Below are 15,499 nucleotides of genomic sequence, written 5' to 3' on the forward strand. Positions count from 1 at the left end.
ACCCCGCTTCTCCTTCCTGAAAAACTCGACTTTACCGCTGGTGTTAAATACTTGGGTACAGATCTTTACCCATGCCACTAAGACCAGGAAGATGTTACAGGCACTTCTCGGGACCTGCCTACACGAGAAAAGAGTATATCCCGGGATTTCCTCAACCCAAGATCACCAAGTTCACGATGGGAGACCACAAGAAGGACTACGACTTCGAGGTGAGGCTTCTCACCAAGCAAATTGGTCAAATCCGCCACAACGCCCTCGAGGCGGCCAGGGTCATTGCGCTGAAGCAGATGACTTCCATGGTCGGAAACGAGAGTGACTTCTACATCTACGTAACCAAGTACCCCCACCACGTTATAAGGGAGAACAAGATGATGGCGTTCGCTGGGGCGGACAGGCTTCAGGACGGAATGAGGCTCTCCTTCGGCAAACCCATAGGCACCGCAGCCAGGATTACCAAGCTCGGCGATCTCATAATGGGGATAAGGGTGAAGAAGGAGCACCTGGAGTTCGCAAAGAAGGCCTTCAAGGTCGCGTCCAGCAAGCTTCCCCTTGACACCGAGATCGTGGTCGTTCCTCTAAAGGAGGAAAAGACTCAGTGAGTTACGTTTTTGATGAGGATCTCCTCAAATCTGAAATCAGGAAAAGAGGAGCAAAGAGGGTTCTTCTTCAATTCCCCGAGGGATTAAGGTATTTCTCCACGGAACTCGTGGAGAGGCTCAGGGAAGCTCTCCCTGACGTGGAGTTCATCATATCCGGAGAACCAAGCTGGGGAGCGTGCGACATTGCAGAGGACGAGGCCACCCTCCTCAGGGTGGACCTTCTAATCCATTTCGGCCACTCTCCCTACACTTGGTACTATCCCAAGTTCCCAACCCTCTTCGTTAAGGCGGAGAGCACGGCCCAGGTTGAGGAGGAGACCCTGGAGAAACTGGTTAACCTGCTCAGGGAGAGGGAGGCAAGGACCGTGGCCCTCACTTCCACCGTTCAGCACGGGAAGCTCCTGAACCAGGTCAGGAACTACCTCTCCCCCCACTTCAGGGTGGAGGTTGGGAGACCCTCTTCCCCTTTCATGGGGGATGGACAGGTCCTGGGATGCGACTACAAGTCAGCCCTGGTGGAGGCTGACGTTCACGTGAACATATCGGGAGGGGTATTTCACGCGCTGGGGCTGGGACTGGCAACAGGTAAACCCGTGCTCAAGCTGGATCCCTACACCAGGACCGTGGAAGACCTCACCCCACAGGTCTTCAAGGTTCTCAAGATAAGGTACTCCAAGATCATGGAGTCGCTGGACGCAAACACCTGGGTGATAATTCAGGGACTCAAGGTGGGACAGAACAGACCCCTGATGGTGAAGGCCCTTGAATCAAGGCTGAGGTCCCTTGGAAAGAGGACCTTCGTGGTCACGAGCAAGGTGCTTAACCAGGAGTCCCTCAGGAACTTGGACAGAAGTTACATTGACGCTTTCGTGGTCACGTCCTGCCCCAGGATTCCCACGGATGACCTTTACATGTACGAAAAGCCCGTATTAACCCCGGGAGAAGCGAAAATGATTATAACCAATAAACTAGAACCATACATATTTCCGTGGTGAACATGGGGAAACAGGGCGATCTAACGCTTCCAGGGGACGTTCTGGCAGTGATAGAGGAGTTCACTCCAGGGGAAGGCTGTTACGAACTTCAGGGACAGGTGAGGGCGTCCATCATAGGGAAAGTCTTCTACGATATGATCAACAGGAAAAGCAACGTCATCCCTGAGAAGAAGACCTTCGTTTACAAGTTAAAGAAGACCAAGTACGTGTATGGTCTGGTCACCAGCCTTAAGGAGGATTACGCTGTGGTGTCCGTGAGTAGCCTTGAGGAGAGGTTTGTAAGTCCCTCAATCACAGGTTACCTCCACATCTCCCAGGTCTCCCAGAAACACGTGAAGTCGCTGAGGGATGCCGTGAGGCCCTCTGACGTGATAAAGGCCAAACCGCTCTCCTTCACGTATCCTCTTCAACTCTCCTTGAGGGGGAAGGATCTGGGGGTTATAGTTGCTTCCTGCTCAGTTTGCGGAACGGTGATGCTCAAGGTAGACGAAGAACATTTAAGGTGCCCCAACTGTGGTAACGTCGAGACCAGAAGAGTAGGACCCTATTCGGTGAAGGGAAATGGAAATAGAGGTTGAAAGGCAGGACGAAAACTACCTGGAGCTCAGGATCCAGGGAGAGGACCACACCCTGGGCAACTTGATTGCAGGAAGGTTGCGGAGCGTGAAGGGAGTGGTGCTGGCAACCTACTACTTGCCCCATCCCCTCAAGGATGAGCTAATACTCAAGATAAAAACCGACGGGACCATTTCGCCCAAGGAGGCCCTGAGCAGGGCAATCGAGGAGATTGATAATCTAGGAAAGTCCTTTCTGGACGACCTTGAGCAGGTTTAGGACTTGAAGAGTGGGACCAGGGTAGCCATCCTGGTGAGGGGAGAGCCCAACGTCGTGTGCGTGTTTCAGGGAGAGCACCTGGAGCACCTCTTTCTCTCCCTGCAACAACTGGAGGGAAGCAGGGTAAAGGAGGAGATCAACCTCAGCAACTTCGGGGTGGGGAAGGAGTACCGCGGACAGCTGGAGGAGGAGTGTTCCAGGATCGCGACGTTAATATCGAAAGAATTAAAAAAGATGATGTGAACAGTGTTGAGGGTGTCCTTTGTTTGAAATTTTGCCCCAAGTGCAAGTCCATGATGACCCCCAGGAAGGTGAACGGCTCTACCGTTTACAGGTGCGTTAAGTGCGGTTACGAGGAACAGGGTCACAAGTCCGAGATCATATCCTCAAAGGTAAAGCATGCGGCCACGGAGAGGACTTTAGTCCTTGAGGACGAGGAGGTTCCCGCTGGAACCCAGAAGATGAAAGGGGTCATGTGCCCCAACTGCAGGAACGACGAGGTTTTCTTCTGGATGTTGCAGACTAGGGCTGCTGACGAGCCCCCGACCAGGTTTTACAAGTGCACAAAGTGCGGGAAGGTCTGGAGAGAGTACGAGTAATAAGACGTGTAGGATGTTTTGGTCATGAAGGGACTGAAAGCGTGACTGTTAAGGGTTACTCCACCCGCAACTTCATTTTGCCTAGATCTGGAGCGTAAATCTTTTTTGATGCCTCCCCCTCTAGTTGTAGGGACCCGTAGCTCAGCCAGGATAGAGCGCCGGCCTTCTAACAGGCCGAAGGGAGCCGAGGGTCGGGGGTCCGAATCCCCCCGGGTCCGCGATAAAAATTCAATATTTAGGCTTTTGGAAATATCCTAGACGTTATGTATTTAAGTGCTCCTGGATTGAGGGATTACTAGCTTAGCTAAAATGACTTGCCTGATCCCCTAAAGGGAGCAAGACAAGTGTAAGGTATATCTCCCTGTAAACAGGTTTTCCCTCCCGGGTGATTCACGTCTCCATTGCGGATTGTAATTAGTTAATCTACGTGGGGTGGCCAAAACCAATCTACCATTTTCTAAGTAATACTTTAAGGGGAACCGGTGTTATACCACGGGTGAGCTAAGCGTATTCTCCACGACCTAGACTACTCAATTAATCCTACATTGAATAATGAGAGATGATTAGGTCAAAATTCAATTCGCAATGAAGACCTGAATGGCCCTATCTCCCTCTTTCCGTAATATTATCTCGTTATACAAATATTTATACCATCCGACAACATTACGGACACGCTCAGGCATAAGGCTTAAATTTTACGATATTTGGGAGTACACTCCATAAAGTTTATATCGACATTTGGGAGTACACTCCACAATGAATGTTGAAGAGTTAAAAAAGATAGTCGCTGATCAGCAGGATATCGCACTAGAGAAGCTAGATGACAAAAGGATAATTGACAGGGATGTCCCAGACCTACTACACTACCTTACTATACCGAATGCCTTAGCCATATTGGGAGTAAGGAGATCTGGCAAATCAACTTTAGCAATCCAATTAATGAAAGGTAAGAGGTTTGTTTACGTAAACTTCGATGACGAGAATTTAAGAGGAATTACAGCTAAGGACCTCAGATCCTTAGAGGAGGCAATTTACCAGCTCTATGGCGAGATTGATTACATGGTTTTTGATGAAATACATAACGTTGATGGATGGGAATTATTTATTTCTAGGTTAAGAGACACCAAGAGAATAATTATTACTGGAAGTAATTCAAGGATGTTAAGTGGAGAGCTAGCAACTCATCTAACCGGAAGACATAGCGATTACATTCTCTTTCCCTTTTCCTTTAAGGAATACTTAACGTTCAAGGGAATAAAAGTTGAAGAAGATTGGTTTTATTCAACTAAAAAAAGGGCTGAATTAAAGAGGGAGTTAGATAATTACTTAGTAAATGGAGGATTTCCGGAAGTATTGATATTGGGTAGATCTCAACTTAACGTTGTGTATAACGATATTCTCTTTAAAGATATCATTTCTAGGTTTAAAGTTAGGGAAATTGAAAAATTTAGGGAATTCAGCGAGGCTGTGATGTCGCTTTACTCCAATGAAGTATCCTTGAATTCTTTGGCAAAGACTTTGAAGATTGATAATAAGACCGTTGAGAATTGGTTTTTCGGGTTACAAAATGCTTACCTAATCTTTCCAATTTCAAGATATGGAGAAAAGGTAAAGCAGAGGTTAACGTATAACAAGAAAGTGTACATTGCTGATCCAGGATTGATCTCGTCGATAGCGGTTAAGAATAGGGATAAAGGAAGGTTAATGGAAAACGTGGTAGCTTTGCATTTGTTAAGACAAAAACAATTGTTGGGAAACATCTATTTTATAAGGAATGATTATGAGGTAGATTTTTACGACCAGAATTCAAGACTAATTCAAGTGACATACGCCACAGATAAGGTTGAGGAAAGAGAGATAAAGGGTTTGATGAGAGAGAAGAATAAGGCAAAGGAACTTATTGTAGTTTCGTGGGATTTAGAATATACTGAAAGAATTGAAAATAGAGAGATAAAAGTAATTCCTTTATACAAGTTTTTGTTAAAATGAAGATGGGGCCAGTCGGGTCTCTATTTAGAGTTGAATTCTAGTTCCTTAATTTCTCATTATTTAGTGCAGGATTAATTGAGTAGAGTCGTCTCCATCGTGAAGAAATGATGAGTATATGGATATTATTTGAGTATATGGATACTATTCCATTTCTATAAAAATTATCCAAAATATTGCAGTTCTGCATAGTGTCGTCAAACTTGCATAAATTAGCTTTATAGCTTCGTGACTTTGCATTGAATTCCTTGAAACTTGAAATATGCCAACATGACGACACCATGAAATGATAGATTGATTTTGATCATCTCATGTAGATTAACTAATTACAATTCTCAATGGAGACCTGAATGACCCGATTTTCTAGCCTTGATAGTTTATTCTAGCCCATGGAAACAGCTAATTGCTGATTCAATTAACCTTTTATCCATGATAAATTATTTCCAACCATGAAGGCTTTAATTCTCGCTGGTGGCTTTGGCAAGAGACTTAGACCTTTCACAGACGACAAACCCAAGCCCCTTCTCGAGATTGCAGGAAAGCCAATACTTGAGTGGCAGATCCTCTGGCTCAAGAAGTACGGCATTCGCGAGTTCGTGATTCTCACAGGCTACAAGAAGGAAGCGCTCATAGACTGGGCATCCACAAACTCAGATAGGCTGGAGGTCAACTTCGTCTACAGTGTAGAGAACGAACCCATGGGAACTGGAGGAGCCATAAGGAAGGTGAGGCATTTCATAAACGAGGACTTCCTCGTGGTGAATGGCGACATCCTCACCAACCTAGACGTGAACATGTTGAGTTCCATGTCCATAGCCCTGGTACCCCTCAAAAGCCCCTACGGAATAGTTGAGGTTAACGGGGAAAAGGTAGCTAGGTTCGTGGAGAAACCAACCCTTTACGACCACTGGATAAACGCTGGGGTCTACAGACTCTCCCCATCCGTGTTCGATTACCTTCCGGAGAAGGGAGACATAGAGAGAACCACCTTCCCGAAACTAGCTGAGATGGGGTTACTGAGGGCGGTGAAGTTCGAGAAGGTTTACTGGAGGTCCATTGACTCAGTGAAGGACATGGAGGAGGCGGGAAACGAGGTGGTCAACCTTGTATGAGGACTGGGATAGACTTTACGCTGAGGCCAACCTCCTGAACGTCCCCAGGATGGAGGGGGAGATCTCCTGCTTTGGAATGGGAGGGAGCGGAGTGGTGTGCGACATCCTGAGTGCTTTCTATCCCCTTGTGAAGGACATGAAGTTCGCCGACGTGGTGATTGCGGTGAGTTACTCGGGAAACACCACCGAGACCCTTCAAGTTGTGAGGAGGGCCCTGTCCATGGGCAAGAGAGTAATCGCCATAACCTCCGGGGGAATTCTTTCAACTCTCCCCGTGGAGAAGGTCCTGGTGAGGGGAGGTGAACAGCCCAGGTACGCGTTTCCCCTCCTATTCCTCCCTCTCGTGAAGATGCTGAGACCAGACCTTGTCAGGGAGGTTATTGATGGCGTGAACGCCATGGAGGCCAAAAGAGTTGCTGAGGACCTTCTCTCCCACGTGAGGGGGAAGATCCCCGTCTTTTACGCCTCCACCTATCTGGGTCTTGCCAAGAGGTTCAAGCAAGAGATAAACGAGAACGCGAAGTACCCCGCATTCTTCGGTGAGATTCCCGAAGTGAACCACAACGAGGTGGAGGGATATGCACACGGAGATTCCCTCTACCCCGTGGTCTTCTCTTCTTCCGAGGTGGACGAGGTCACTGCACGACTAGTGAACGCCAGGGTGATCCGGGTATCAGGCATGAGAGATGTCTCCCTCCTGATCCAGAGTGCGGGTTTCCTCTCCGTCATGCTGGCCAGGGAAATGGGAGAGGATCCCACCAAGTTAACCAGAATACCAGAGGGAAGGAGACTTGTGGAAAGGATTGGCGGTTGAGGGAGGAGGCACCAAGACAACTGCGGTGGTTTTCCAGGGACTTGAGATTCTGGGCCTGGGCCTCTCCGGCTCATCCAACTTCGTGGAGGTTGGGGAGAGGAGGGCCGAGATTGCGCTGAGGAAGGCAATCCAGCGAGCACTGGAAATGGCAAACCTCTCCCTCAAGGACGTGGAGAGGGCCTCCTTTGCGCTGGCGGGGATAGGAGATTCCCCAAACTTCACCCTGATGGGAGAGAGGATGGTGAGACGTATCTTTTCCGGTGCCGTCATTGTTAACGATGGGGTGGTAGCATGCAAGCTGGCTCACCTCAACCAGGACGGAGGGGCCCTGGTTGCTGGAACTGGAAACGTGGCATATATCCAGAAAAGGGGTGAACTCAAGAAGCTTGCCGGCTGGGGATGGTTCTTCGGCGACGAGGGTTCAGCCTCCTACATAGGAAAGAGAGGTATTGCCATGGCAACTAGAGCCCTTGACGGTCTGATTGATAGCCAGTTACCCAAGGAGGTGGAGAAGTTCTTTAAGGCACCAATTAGGGTGGTCATAGAGAGGTTCACCAGAAGGCCCAACAAGAGGAAAATAGCCTCCTTCGCCAGGGTAGTGGACAGGCTAGCTGAACAGGGCGACCCTGGGGCGAAAATCGTTATGAGTGAGGCAATTGAGTACATAAACTCCGTGTTAACCAGAATGAGGAGGGAAGTTGATAGGGTGGCTGGAACGGGCGGTGTGTTCAAGTCCAAGATGGTGAGGCGGGCCTTCCCGGACCTGAGGGTTTATGAGGGTTATCAGACGGTGATTGGGTCAATGGTGTTACTCCTGGAAAATGTCAGGGAAGAGGATAGGGATGAACTCCTGAATCAGCTGGAAACAATCAGGAAGAGGTTTTAACTCCATGGGGTATTCGGGAGGTGGGGATGCTCCTTCGTGAGGGCGGAGCAGTTTGCATGAATTGCTACTTGAATGGGTTGATGAAGGGAATGAACCTAGAAAAGGAAATTTCCTCATTACACTGTGGTAGGAGCAAAATGATAGTAAAGCATATTACTGATAGGCCATTAAACTTTTTAGTAACAACTTTTTCAAAGAAGTTGTTGCCGATGAGGCCTTTTACTCGTTGCCGGGATCGGCAGCGGGGATGAAGGGCTAAGGTAGACTTACCATCTTCTGCACCACATACGATCTTCTCAGGTCATCTAACATATCCTCGAGATCTTGTGGTAACTTTCCTCGATATGATGCAAACTCGGCTGATGCTATGTAGTCAGCTATCATTATCCCTTTCTTGTACAGTTCTACGCGCTTTCTAGTGTTCTCCAAACCCAAGTTTAGCTTAACGTGTGGTCCTTTTAGAAATAAGTCCAGTTGTTGATCTCTTTGGGGTTAAGGGGGTGGAAGACCTCATCCGTAAGGGTGGGGATGGATAGCCCCCTTATAGAAAGTTTTTAAATGATAACATGCGTAAATATATTGTGGCCTGCTGAACCCCATCGTGCGGTAATAGCCGTGGGATGGCCACCTAGGGATGGAACAGCCCGAAGTCAAGCTTGCGGAGATCAATGCCTCCGTAACCCTCCCACACGGGGCGTCAAGGATGGGTTCCATTCGACGGAACCTCCGCTGTGGGTGAGAGGGGATCGAGCATGGTCAATGAACCAAGAAGCCCCATCCGTAAGGGTGGGGCAGTTCACTTCGTGTCTCTTTTCCCTCGAGAGTTTGTCATTTAGAGAATCGTAAAATATTTCCACTCTCCTTTCAACTATCTCACTTAACTCTTTGATGGGATACTTGACGTAAATCTCGAAGTAATAATCCGACATCTTAGAGCCTTCGCCCAGACTGATATTATATTTCAATAAAACCACTTTAAATTTCTGCTTATTATTCACTAAGATGTTTAGAAATTCTTTTCGCCTTTCCGGCCTGTCGTCGATAAAGTGATGGTTCAAACCCTTTACCCAGTTCAGTTTATCGTCATTGGTAACGATGCAACTCACAAACATGCTATAGCTCTGACCCTCCTTCAATGGGCCCGCCTCGTCTATAAAGACCATAGCATCCTTATACAATTGCACGGGGATCTAGTATATCTCTTACTATTTATATCCATAATGCATAAGTCAAATCGTATTACCGCCTTTTAATCGGGATCTAGAACGTGTTAAAAGTCCTCAACTCATCGTTTTAAATGCCTAAAGTAGAACTGTGGCTAGATCTCATGATACATTCATACACCAGGCTTACCTTCTCAACGTTCCTTTGGTAAACCTACTCGTTGGGAACATGGGCCTGATCCGCTTTCAAAGATAACTTATTACTTGTTCACCAAACTTATCCTGTGAAATTGAGAAAGGAGGAGCAGAGGAGGATAGAGGAGGACGAGTCCCTTCTTCAGAAGGACGTAAGTAGTCCAGGCTCTCTCTTAGAATTTTACGTAAAGAAATCGTTGAGGATCTTCATGGCCGAGATCTTCAAGCAGGAGGGCCTAGATATTTCTCAGGTAACTAACTACACCTACGTGGATGAGAATGGCACCTTTGGAGAGAAGGGAGACATTTACGAGGTAGATATCCTCAAGAGAGATGGGACAACTTACCTAATCGACGTTAGACCGTATGCATATCCCAAGGACGTCTCGAGGTTCAACCACACCTGCTATGTTGTGTCCAAGGTCCTTAACCTGGAGAAACCAGTGAAGATGATGATCGTGAACGTAACCACGAGAAGATCACTGGAGAGGGCGAATTACCTAGGGATCAGGTTAATTTACGGCGAACTGGTGAAGATCTAAGGTTAAGAGGCTACCCATATTATTGTGTATTTAAGATGCCTTTAACGTGAAATATACAACAAACTGAACTAGGCCCCATTACAGAATTTCAAACCACTTTTCAACTCAGGTATCGTTTTTAATCTGGTCGTCACCACGTGTTGTGATCTAAACGTGCAACTAACTTACTACTAATACTTCAAGCGATGTATCGCATAGTTACAACAAAAGGAGATTCTTAGATCTACAATTAAGGGGACCATTCACGTTTCCATTGCGAATCGAATTCTAGTTCCTTCATTTCTCATTATTCAATAGGATTAATTGAGTGGAGCCATAGTGTCGTCATTGAGGTATAAATTCTGGGATCAGCCCTCTCTCCCACAGAACGAGACCTACGGAGTATCTCATCATATCAAAGCTCCTGTCCACTGCCTTGGTTGCCCTCTTGAACCTCACGAGCCTGTCCCTGAGGGACTCGTTGGGGTTAACGGGTGACACGACCCTGTGTTCGGGGAGGAGGAAGTAGACGTTGTAGTCGTCCGAAACCCAAGTCCCCTACTCGGGCACTGCGCGAGCTCCTGAAACTCTCGCTCCTGTCTCCCACGGAGAACACGACGTACATCCCCTTCCTGGAGAACACGAAGCCCGTGAAGATCCACGAGTAAAACGCCTTCGCGTTCCTCCTGAAAGTTCACATCTCGTCTACGACCTTCACGCCCTCATTCAGCCCGTCCCTGGCTCTCCTCCATAGCTCCACGAGTTTCGCGTACTTCTTCCCTCCGTACCTCTTGATCCACGTGAGAGTGTCCGGATTGAGAAAAATTCAACAAGAAATTATCTGCAAATGATAGAATTTTGGCAGAACTATGGCGTAATACTTAAGTTGGGGAGAACGGACATCATACCATGGACAACACCACAATCCAACGACCACAATACGTGGTGATGCCCGTTCCCCCCATACAGGATATGCCCTCCAGGGATAAAATCCTTTTCCTCCTCATGCCCGTGGTGGAGATGGTGAGGGAGAGGGTGGAGGGGAGGTTACCGGGCGGGTTCACGTACTTCAAGCTGCTGATCGTGATGATCCTTTTCACGTGTTCCTTGAGGGACGCGGTGAACCTTGTGAACACGGACGTGGTGGTCAGGCTCTTCGTTGGTGAACCCGTGGAGAAGACAACCCTGTTCGACTTCCTTGAGAGGTTCGCAAGGGAGAGGAAGGGCCTGCTCAGGGAGATCGCGAGGGATCTGGAGGGGAGGTGCAGGACCATGTACCTACCGTCTAGCGCGCTCTACGAGGGGATTGAGTGGCTGGTGGACTCGTTCCTGCTGGACCTCCCTCCCGGGAAGACTGGAGACCATGATGGAGAAGTACAGGCTTGACGCCGTTCACCTGGGAATGGCGGAAAGGTTGAAGGCGTTCGTGAAGGCCAGGCTGAGGGCGAGGACAAGGAGGAGGTTCCAGGGAAGGTGGACAAAGAAGTGGACCAGGTCGTACTTTGGGCTCAAGGTCTTCCCGCTCATCTCACCCTCTTCGTCCACGGTCTTGAGGTTGAGTTCGCCAACTTCTCGGACGCGAGGTACTGTCCAGGAGGGGGCTCAAGCTCGTGGACAGGGGTTTCAGGGAACGCGGTACCTTCGTCCACCCCCGCGGTCCCTGGAGATATCTTCGTCCCTACGTGGAGTACTTCGGTATTTTCCTTAAGCAGCACTGGAGGCCCTACGCTGAGAGCAGGGCCAGGAACGAGGCCTTCATCTACATGATAGCCATCACGTACAACATGGTCCACTTCCTCTCCATCCAGAGGAGGACTCCTCCTCACCTGCGGGCAGTACAGCTCCCCTGACGTCCTGGGACGCGAAGGTTCAGGGTGAAGTGTTGATGAGATATTAAGATTTACTCTTAGATATAAATTATGTAGAATTATTTAATCCTTCTCTAAGGTGTGGGCTTAATATGACTGATTAATATTATACATTATAGTCAAATAAGCCGAATTTTGTGCATTCCGGACACTCTCACGTGAATACCGTGCCCAGTGGGACCTGAAGTACCCTGGAGATCTCATGCTCATCCCGTTCGCGTACATCCTGAGGGCCCTCTCCCTCACGCTCCTATCGTGATGGTGTTTAGCTCCCTCCACGAACTTCCTCCCGCACTCCCTGCACAGGCAAAACTGCCTTTCCCTTATCTTCCCGTTCTTAACCACGTGATTCCACAAGAGGGACAGGGAACGTCCCTGTAAACAGGTTTCCTTCCCCTCCCGGCCATGAGTAATACTCCCTTTACAAATATTTATACCTTAGCGACGACACTATGAGTGGAGCCGTCTCTATTGCAAAGAAAACTAGAAGTATATGGATATTATTCCATCCTTGTAAAAATTATCCAAAATGTTGTAGTTATCGACGGCCCAGACGATCTGAAGACTGTGGGGCGTGTGGTACTTGAACCTCCTCCTCTCCACCAGTTGAAGGACTCCACCAGGTTGTTGGTGGAGAGGAGGCGCTGAAGTTCTTGAGGAAGGGAGGTGAAGGAGAGGAGACCGCGTTCCACCGGTTCCCTGACCCTGTCAGGTAATTCGGCGAGCAGGCCAGACAGCAGGAGGTCGACCTCCTCCCTTTCGTCGCGGTCCAGGCGCCTCTTGACGTGGTTGAGGCAGAGCTGCCCTGCGTCTGTACCCGAGAGCTCAAGTAAGTCCACGGACCTGACCATGTCCGCAACCACTAGCTTGAAGTTGAACTTCCTCACAACCTTGAAAAAAGCCTCCAGTCTTCGCGTCCTCCTCCTTGGCCAGGAGGAAGTCCAGCACCTCCTACCCTCACGCGTGACGCCTGTCACCAGGAGGACTCCCTTCCCCTAAGCTTGACCCACTTCCCGTCAACCACCACTGGAAGTCTCCCTCAACCTCGAGCTCAGGGGTCAAGAGCCTCGCGTTCATCTTCCCTCCCAGCACTGAGTAGAACATGAGTTCCTGAGCACAGCTTCCTCCTCCCCCAGCAACCCCCTCTCAATCCCCGTCCTCACCCTCCCCTTCCCGCATCACGGGCAACCTCACGTCTACCTGAGCCTGTCAATCCTCCTGCTTCATCACCACCGAGAAACCTTCAAGAACCTATACCCCGCATATCCCCTCCTCTTCAGCCTCTTTCCCCTATCGTACCTAGGGCTTGCCTCCTCTACCTCCCTCATGGCGAGCTTCTCCACCTCCTCAACAATGAGCCAGTGCTTAGGAAATACGGGTCGAACACGATGCGTATCAACTCCTCCTGGAGTTGATACATGGGTTCGATTGTTAGTTTGCTCATGGTACGACATCGTGTTAAGCCCCTCATAGTATTACTGAAAAATGATAGATTGATTTTGATCTTCTCACGTAGATTAACTAATTACAATTCGCAATGGAAACCTGAATCGCCCGTTTTATAACTTTACCCTCATAATTCCAGTAATACCTTAATAGTTCCCAATATTTTTATTCTACTCTCTCTACAACATACATAGGGCATTTTACGATGGCTTTCGATATAACCTATTTAAAAGCTCTTTTGAGGGTCGCTGAAGATATGCATGCTGAGGTCACTGCCACCAAGATCCAGAAGATATTCTTTCTCCTGCAAATGGAAGGAGGTAAGAACGTGGGTCTAAAATTTGAGCCCTACCTCTTTGGTCCCTACAGCGAGGAACTTAATGAGACAATAATTGAACTGGTTGAGAGGGGAGTTATCGAGGAGACCGCTGAACCCCTTGTGGATCCCTTCACAGGATTATCCTTGGGCTATAAGAGGAGATTTAAATTGAAGGAGAGGACAAATGTTAAGGTAGAGCCGGAGGTGGAGAAATTCTTCGCCCAGTGGGTCACAAGGGACAGAAGGGAAATCCTGAACTATGTGTACAGGAAATATCCAGATTACACGCGTTATTCGGTGATAAGGGAGAAAGTTTTTGGGGTAAGGAATGGCCTCTAGCGGAAAACGTAAGAAATCGATCTTTACACAATTCATTGAAGATGGAACAAAGGACATGATCGCTGCGAGAGAGCTTTATGACAAGGCTCAAAAATCCTACGGTAAGGAGAAGGACGCTCTAGAGGAGAAGAAGATATTTCTCATGGCCTCAGCCTCTGAGAAGTTCAGCAAGGGATTGTACGCAGTTTACTCTGGTGTAATTCTTTTCCCTGTTTTGTTTTTGTTTCCCGTAAAGAGGCTCGAAATCAGAAATCCAAGGGCCTTCCAAAACCTAGGGAACAAGATAAAGGAGTTATTCAAGAGAGCTGAAGACCCTAAAAAGATAGGACATAGGGCAATCACCAGATCCGACCTTAAGGAGATTCTGCATTTTACAATTGAGCTACTACCCAAAGATACAGCTAAAGAGTTCAAGCTGCTGTATAGAAAGATTATTGACTACAATAAAGCTGAAAAATGAAGACGAGACGACAAACTGAGCTAATATTACTTGAGGATTTTCTAAAACAGTAACGTTATGTTAAGACTAAAAATTTCATGACAAGAACAAGCAAAGTAAAAACTTTTAATAATTAGTTACCACTCTTTTTTACCGTGACTATAGGAATAGTTCTTAAATATAAGAAAGATAACGATAAAGACGGGCTTATTCTAATTGCCGATCGAATGTTTACATATTTGGAATATGGTGTTGAGACTGAGATCTCAAAAATTGAGGAAATACGTAAGTTAGACAAGATAAAAATATATGGAATTGGGGCTGGTGATGGAACTTTAATTAGAAGTTACTTTGCAAATCTTGATAAAAAATTAATTGTTTATGGAAACCCTACTAATGATTTGAACGTAATTGAAACTTCTCTTATTGATGCGTATAATGATGTTATTGTTAATAAAATAAGATACAAAGTATTTGGTACTTTAGGTATTCAATATAACCCTAACGATTTCGATAGATATTTGAATAACGGTATTATCTCAGGGCAGATAGGCGGATTAATTCAAAATATTTGGTCCGGCCTAGAAATAGTGGTAGGTATATTGCTTGATAATAATGCATTCGTATACCAGATCCACGAATCCGAAATCTCTGATAGTACTACTCAAGGTTTTGGACTTGTAGGTTCTGGGTCATTTTCTGCCTTATGGAGTCTAACACACTTAGGATTTAACCCACAAATGGATCTCAAAAAAGCTCTTACTTTAGGACTTATTGCTAAATTCCAAGCTGAAGAATCCCAGGGTGTAGGAAAGTTAACAGATGTATTAATAGTAAGAAGTTCTGGAGATCCAATAGCACTTGATCAAGAGATAATTGAAAGTGTTAGAAAACAATTTGATGAACTACAAAAATCTCAAACAGAAAAAATTAATAACATAGCTAATTCAATTAATCTTCCTTAAAGACCTTTTTAATTTTCTCCTTATCTACTTCTGTAGGCACAGGTACACCAGGCCATGAGTGAGGATCATAGCCCCAGAATTTTTTTCTTGTATATCTCATGTGTATTATATCTCTACTAAACGTATATATAGTTATAGTTTTAGCCTTGTCTAGAGTCAATGTGAACCCCAGAATGCTTAGTTAGTGAACTACTCCACCCTTACGGACGTAGCATCCCCACCTCGCGATGAGGATTTCTGTCCTGGCATGCCTGATTCTAGATTATCCTGGTCAGAACTCAGGTCTGGATCCTATCCCGGTCTTGGACCACTGGAGTACCTGTCTGGATTGACCTGAATCTTGAACCAGAACTCTTGTAGCACTTTTCGGAACTTACCTCAGGCTGAACAGTTTCTTGGTATCACCCACCTCAAGGTAA

23 protein-coding genes, 1 tRNA gene and 2 pseudogenes are annotated in these 15,499 nt (G+C 47.1%); 17 read left to right on the top strand and 9 right to left on the bottom strand.

The genetic code is table 11. From position 1 onward, the window contains the following. The first annotated feature begins 71 nt into the window (after positions 1-71). The 11 genes from L3N51_RS10190 to L3N51_RS10240 all read left to right on the top strand — a co-directional run bounded on the left by L3N51_RS10190 (position 72) and on the right by L3N51_RS10240 (position 7,825). Positions 72-599: a 50S ribosomal protein L16 gene (locus L3N51_RS10190; RefSeq protein WP_238027112.1), complete on the top strand. Its 528-nt coding sequence runs from the start codon at positions 72-74 to the stop codon at positions 597-599. Continuing rightward, positions 596-1,594 (top strand): diphthamide biosynthesis enzyme Dph2, encoded by a 999-nt coding sequence (gene dph2 / locus L3N51_RS10195; protein ID WP_238027113.1) that lies wholly within the window; start codon positions 596-598, stop codon positions 1,592-1,594. Before L3N51_RS10190 ends, dph2 begins: the two co-directional genes overlap by 4 nt. Positions 1,595-1,596: 2 nt before the next feature. After that, positions 1,597-2,172, top strand: a complete 576-nt coding sequence (locus tag L3N51_RS10200) for an exosome complex RNA-binding protein Csl4 (RefSeq protein WP_238027114.1) — start codon at positions 1,597-1,599, stop codon at positions 2,170-2,172. After that, positions 2,156-2,428 (top strand): DNA-directed RNA polymerase subunit L, encoded by a 273-nt coding sequence (locus L3N51_RS10205; protein ID WP_238027115.1) that lies wholly within the window; start codon positions 2,156-2,158, stop codon positions 2,426-2,428. The genes L3N51_RS10200 and L3N51_RS10205 overlap by 17 nt, the downstream gene beginning before the upstream one ends. 3 nt (positions 2,429-2,431) lie before the next feature. Then, positions 2,432-2,671, top strand: coding sequence for a hypothetical protein (locus L3N51_RS10210; RefSeq protein ID WP_238027116.1), 240 nt, complete (start codon positions 2,432-2,434; stop codon positions 2,669-2,671). Between the two features lie 23 nt (positions 2,672-2,694). Then, a complete protein-coding gene (locus L3N51_RS10215) occupies positions 2,695-3,027 on the top strand; it encodes a transcription factor S (protein WP_238027117.1) in 333 nt (110 codons plus the stop codon). Positions 3,028-3,157: 130 nt separating this feature from the next. After that, positions 3,158-3,245: transfer RNA gene (locus L3N51_RS10220), tRNA-Arg, on the top strand. A gap of 538 nt (positions 3,246-3,783) precedes the next feature. Continuing rightward, positions 3,784-5,016 carry an ATP-binding protein gene (locus tag L3N51_RS10225; RefSeq protein ID WP_238027118.1) on the top strand — a complete coding sequence of 411 codons (1,233 nt, stop codon included), beginning with the start codon at positions 3,784-3,786 and terminating at the stop codon, positions 5,014-5,016. Positions 5,017-5,462: 446 nt separating this feature from the next. After that, positions 5,463-6,125, top strand: coding sequence for a nucleotidyltransferase family protein (locus L3N51_RS10230; protein ID WP_238027119.1), 663 nt, complete (start codon positions 5,463-5,465; stop codon positions 6,123-6,125). Next, positions 6,118-6,939, top strand: coding sequence for an SIS domain-containing protein (locus tag L3N51_RS10235; protein ID WP_238027120.1), 822 nt, complete (start codon positions 6,118-6,120; stop codon positions 6,937-6,939). Before L3N51_RS10230 ends, L3N51_RS10235 begins: the two co-directional genes overlap by 8 nt. Then, a complete protein-coding gene (locus L3N51_RS10240; protein WP_238027121.1) occupies positions 6,917-7,825 on the top strand; it encodes a BadF/BadG/BcrA/BcrD ATPase family protein in 909 nt (302 codons plus the stop codon). Before L3N51_RS10235 ends, L3N51_RS10240 begins: the two co-directional genes overlap by 23 nt. Before the next feature lie 255 nt (positions 7,826-8,080). Here the strand turns inward: L3N51_RS10240 and L3N51_RS10245 are convergent, their stop codons facing one another. Both L3N51_RS10245 and L3N51_RS10250 read right to left on the bottom strand, forming a co-directional pair. Further along, a complete protein-coding gene (locus L3N51_RS10245) occupies positions 8,081-8,260 on the bottom strand; it encodes a hypothetical protein (protein ID WP_238027122.1) in 180 nt (59 codons plus the stop codon). A 230-nt stretch (positions 8,261-8,490) separates the two neighbouring features. Next, a complete protein-coding gene (locus L3N51_RS10250; RefSeq protein WP_238027123.1) occupies positions 8,491-9,009 on the bottom strand; it encodes a hypothetical protein in 519 nt (172 codons plus the stop codon). Positions 9,010-9,272: 263 nt separating this feature from the next. On the opposite strand from L3N51_RS10250, the gene L3N51_RS10255 reads away from it, so the two are divergent. Then, positions 9,273-9,725 carry a hypothetical protein gene (locus L3N51_RS10255; protein ID WP_238027124.1) on the top strand — a complete coding sequence of 151 codons (453 nt, stop codon included), beginning with the start codon at positions 9,273-9,275 and terminating at the stop codon, positions 9,723-9,725. A 324-nt stretch (positions 9,726-10,049) separates the two neighbouring features. On the opposite strand, the pseudogene L3N51_RS10260 reads toward L3N51_RS10255, so the two are convergent. Then, positions 10,050-10,506, bottom strand: a pseudogene (locus L3N51_RS10260) (IS1 family transposase); the annotation flags it as partial. Positions 10,507-10,613: 107 nt separating this feature from the next. On the opposite strand from L3N51_RS10260, the gene L3N51_RS10265 reads away from it, so the two are divergent. Then, entirely contained in the window at positions 10,614-11,090 is a 477-nt protein-coding gene (locus L3N51_RS10265) for a hypothetical protein (RefSeq protein WP_238027125.1), read from the top strand. Between the two features lie 6 nt (positions 11,091-11,096). Here L3N51_RS10265 and L3N51_RS12595 read toward each other — a convergent pair whose 3' ends face one another. Continuing rightward, positions 11,097-11,231, bottom strand: a complete 135-nt coding sequence (locus L3N51_RS12595; protein WP_255776279.1) for a hypothetical protein — start codon at positions 11,229-11,231, stop codon at positions 11,097-11,099. Beyond that, complete coding sequence (locus tag L3N51_RS12600; protein ID WP_255776280.1) at positions 11,228-11,353, bottom strand: hypothetical protein; 126 nt, start codon at positions 11,351-11,353, stop codon at positions 11,228-11,230. Before L3N51_RS12600 ends, L3N51_RS12595 begins: the two co-directional genes overlap by 4 nt. A gap of 33 nt (positions 11,354-11,386) precedes the next feature. On the opposite strand from L3N51_RS12600, the gene L3N51_RS10270 reads away from it, so the two are divergent. After that, a complete protein-coding gene (locus tag L3N51_RS10270; protein ID WP_238027126.1) occupies positions 11,387-11,554 on the top strand; it encodes a hypothetical protein in 168 nt (55 codons plus the stop codon). Between the two features lie 175 nt (positions 11,555-11,729). Here the strand turns inward: L3N51_RS10270 and L3N51_RS10275 are convergent. The 4 genes and pseudogenes from L3N51_RS10275 to L3N51_RS10290 form a co-directional block, all read right to left on the bottom strand. After that, a pseudogene (locus L3N51_RS10275) lies at positions 11,730-11,979 on the bottom strand (IS1/IS1595 family N-terminal zinc-binding domain-containing protein); the annotation flags it as partial. A gap of 93 nt (positions 11,980-12,072) precedes the next feature. After that, positions 12,073-12,549, bottom strand: a complete 477-nt coding sequence (locus L3N51_RS10280) for a hypothetical protein (RefSeq protein ID WP_238027127.1) — start codon at positions 12,547-12,549, stop codon at positions 12,073-12,075. Further along, positions 12,530-12,676: a hypothetical protein gene (locus L3N51_RS10285; RefSeq protein WP_238027128.1), complete on the bottom strand. Its 147-nt coding sequence runs from the start codon at positions 12,674-12,676 to the stop codon at positions 12,530-12,532. The genes L3N51_RS10280 and L3N51_RS10285 overlap by 20 nt, the downstream gene beginning before the upstream one ends. Before the next feature lie 122 nt (positions 12,677-12,798). After that, positions 12,799-13,026, bottom strand: coding sequence for a hypothetical protein (locus L3N51_RS10290; protein WP_238027129.1), 228 nt, complete (start codon positions 13,024-13,026; stop codon positions 12,799-12,801). 230 nt (positions 13,027-13,256) lie between these two features. Here L3N51_RS10290 and L3N51_RS10295 point away from each other — a divergent pair, with 230 nt between their 5' ends. The 3 genes from L3N51_RS10295 (at position 13,257) to L3N51_RS10305 (ending at position 15,080) form a co-directional block, all read left to right on the top strand. Further along, positions 13,257-13,676, top strand: coding sequence for a conjugal transfer protein (locus tag L3N51_RS10295; protein ID WP_238027130.1), 420 nt, complete (start codon positions 13,257-13,259; stop codon positions 13,674-13,676). After that, entirely contained in the window at positions 13,666-14,136 is a 471-nt protein-coding gene (locus tag L3N51_RS10300; RefSeq protein ID WP_238027131.1) for a hypothetical protein, read from the top strand. The genes L3N51_RS10295 and L3N51_RS10300 overlap by 11 nt, the downstream gene beginning before the upstream one ends. A 134-nt stretch (positions 14,137-14,270) precedes the next feature. Then, positions 14,271-15,080, top strand: a complete 810-nt coding sequence (locus tag L3N51_RS10305; protein WP_238027132.1) for an energy transducer TonB — start codon at positions 14,271-14,273, stop codon at positions 15,078-15,080. Positions 15,081-15,499: the final 419 nt, after the last annotated feature.

The sequence above is a fragment of the Metallosphaera javensis (ex Hofmann et al. 2022) genome, assembly GCF_022064045.1.
Classification (GTDB): Archaea; Thermoproteota; Thermoprotei_A; order Sulfolobales; family Sulfolobaceae; genus Metallosphaera; species Metallosphaera javensis.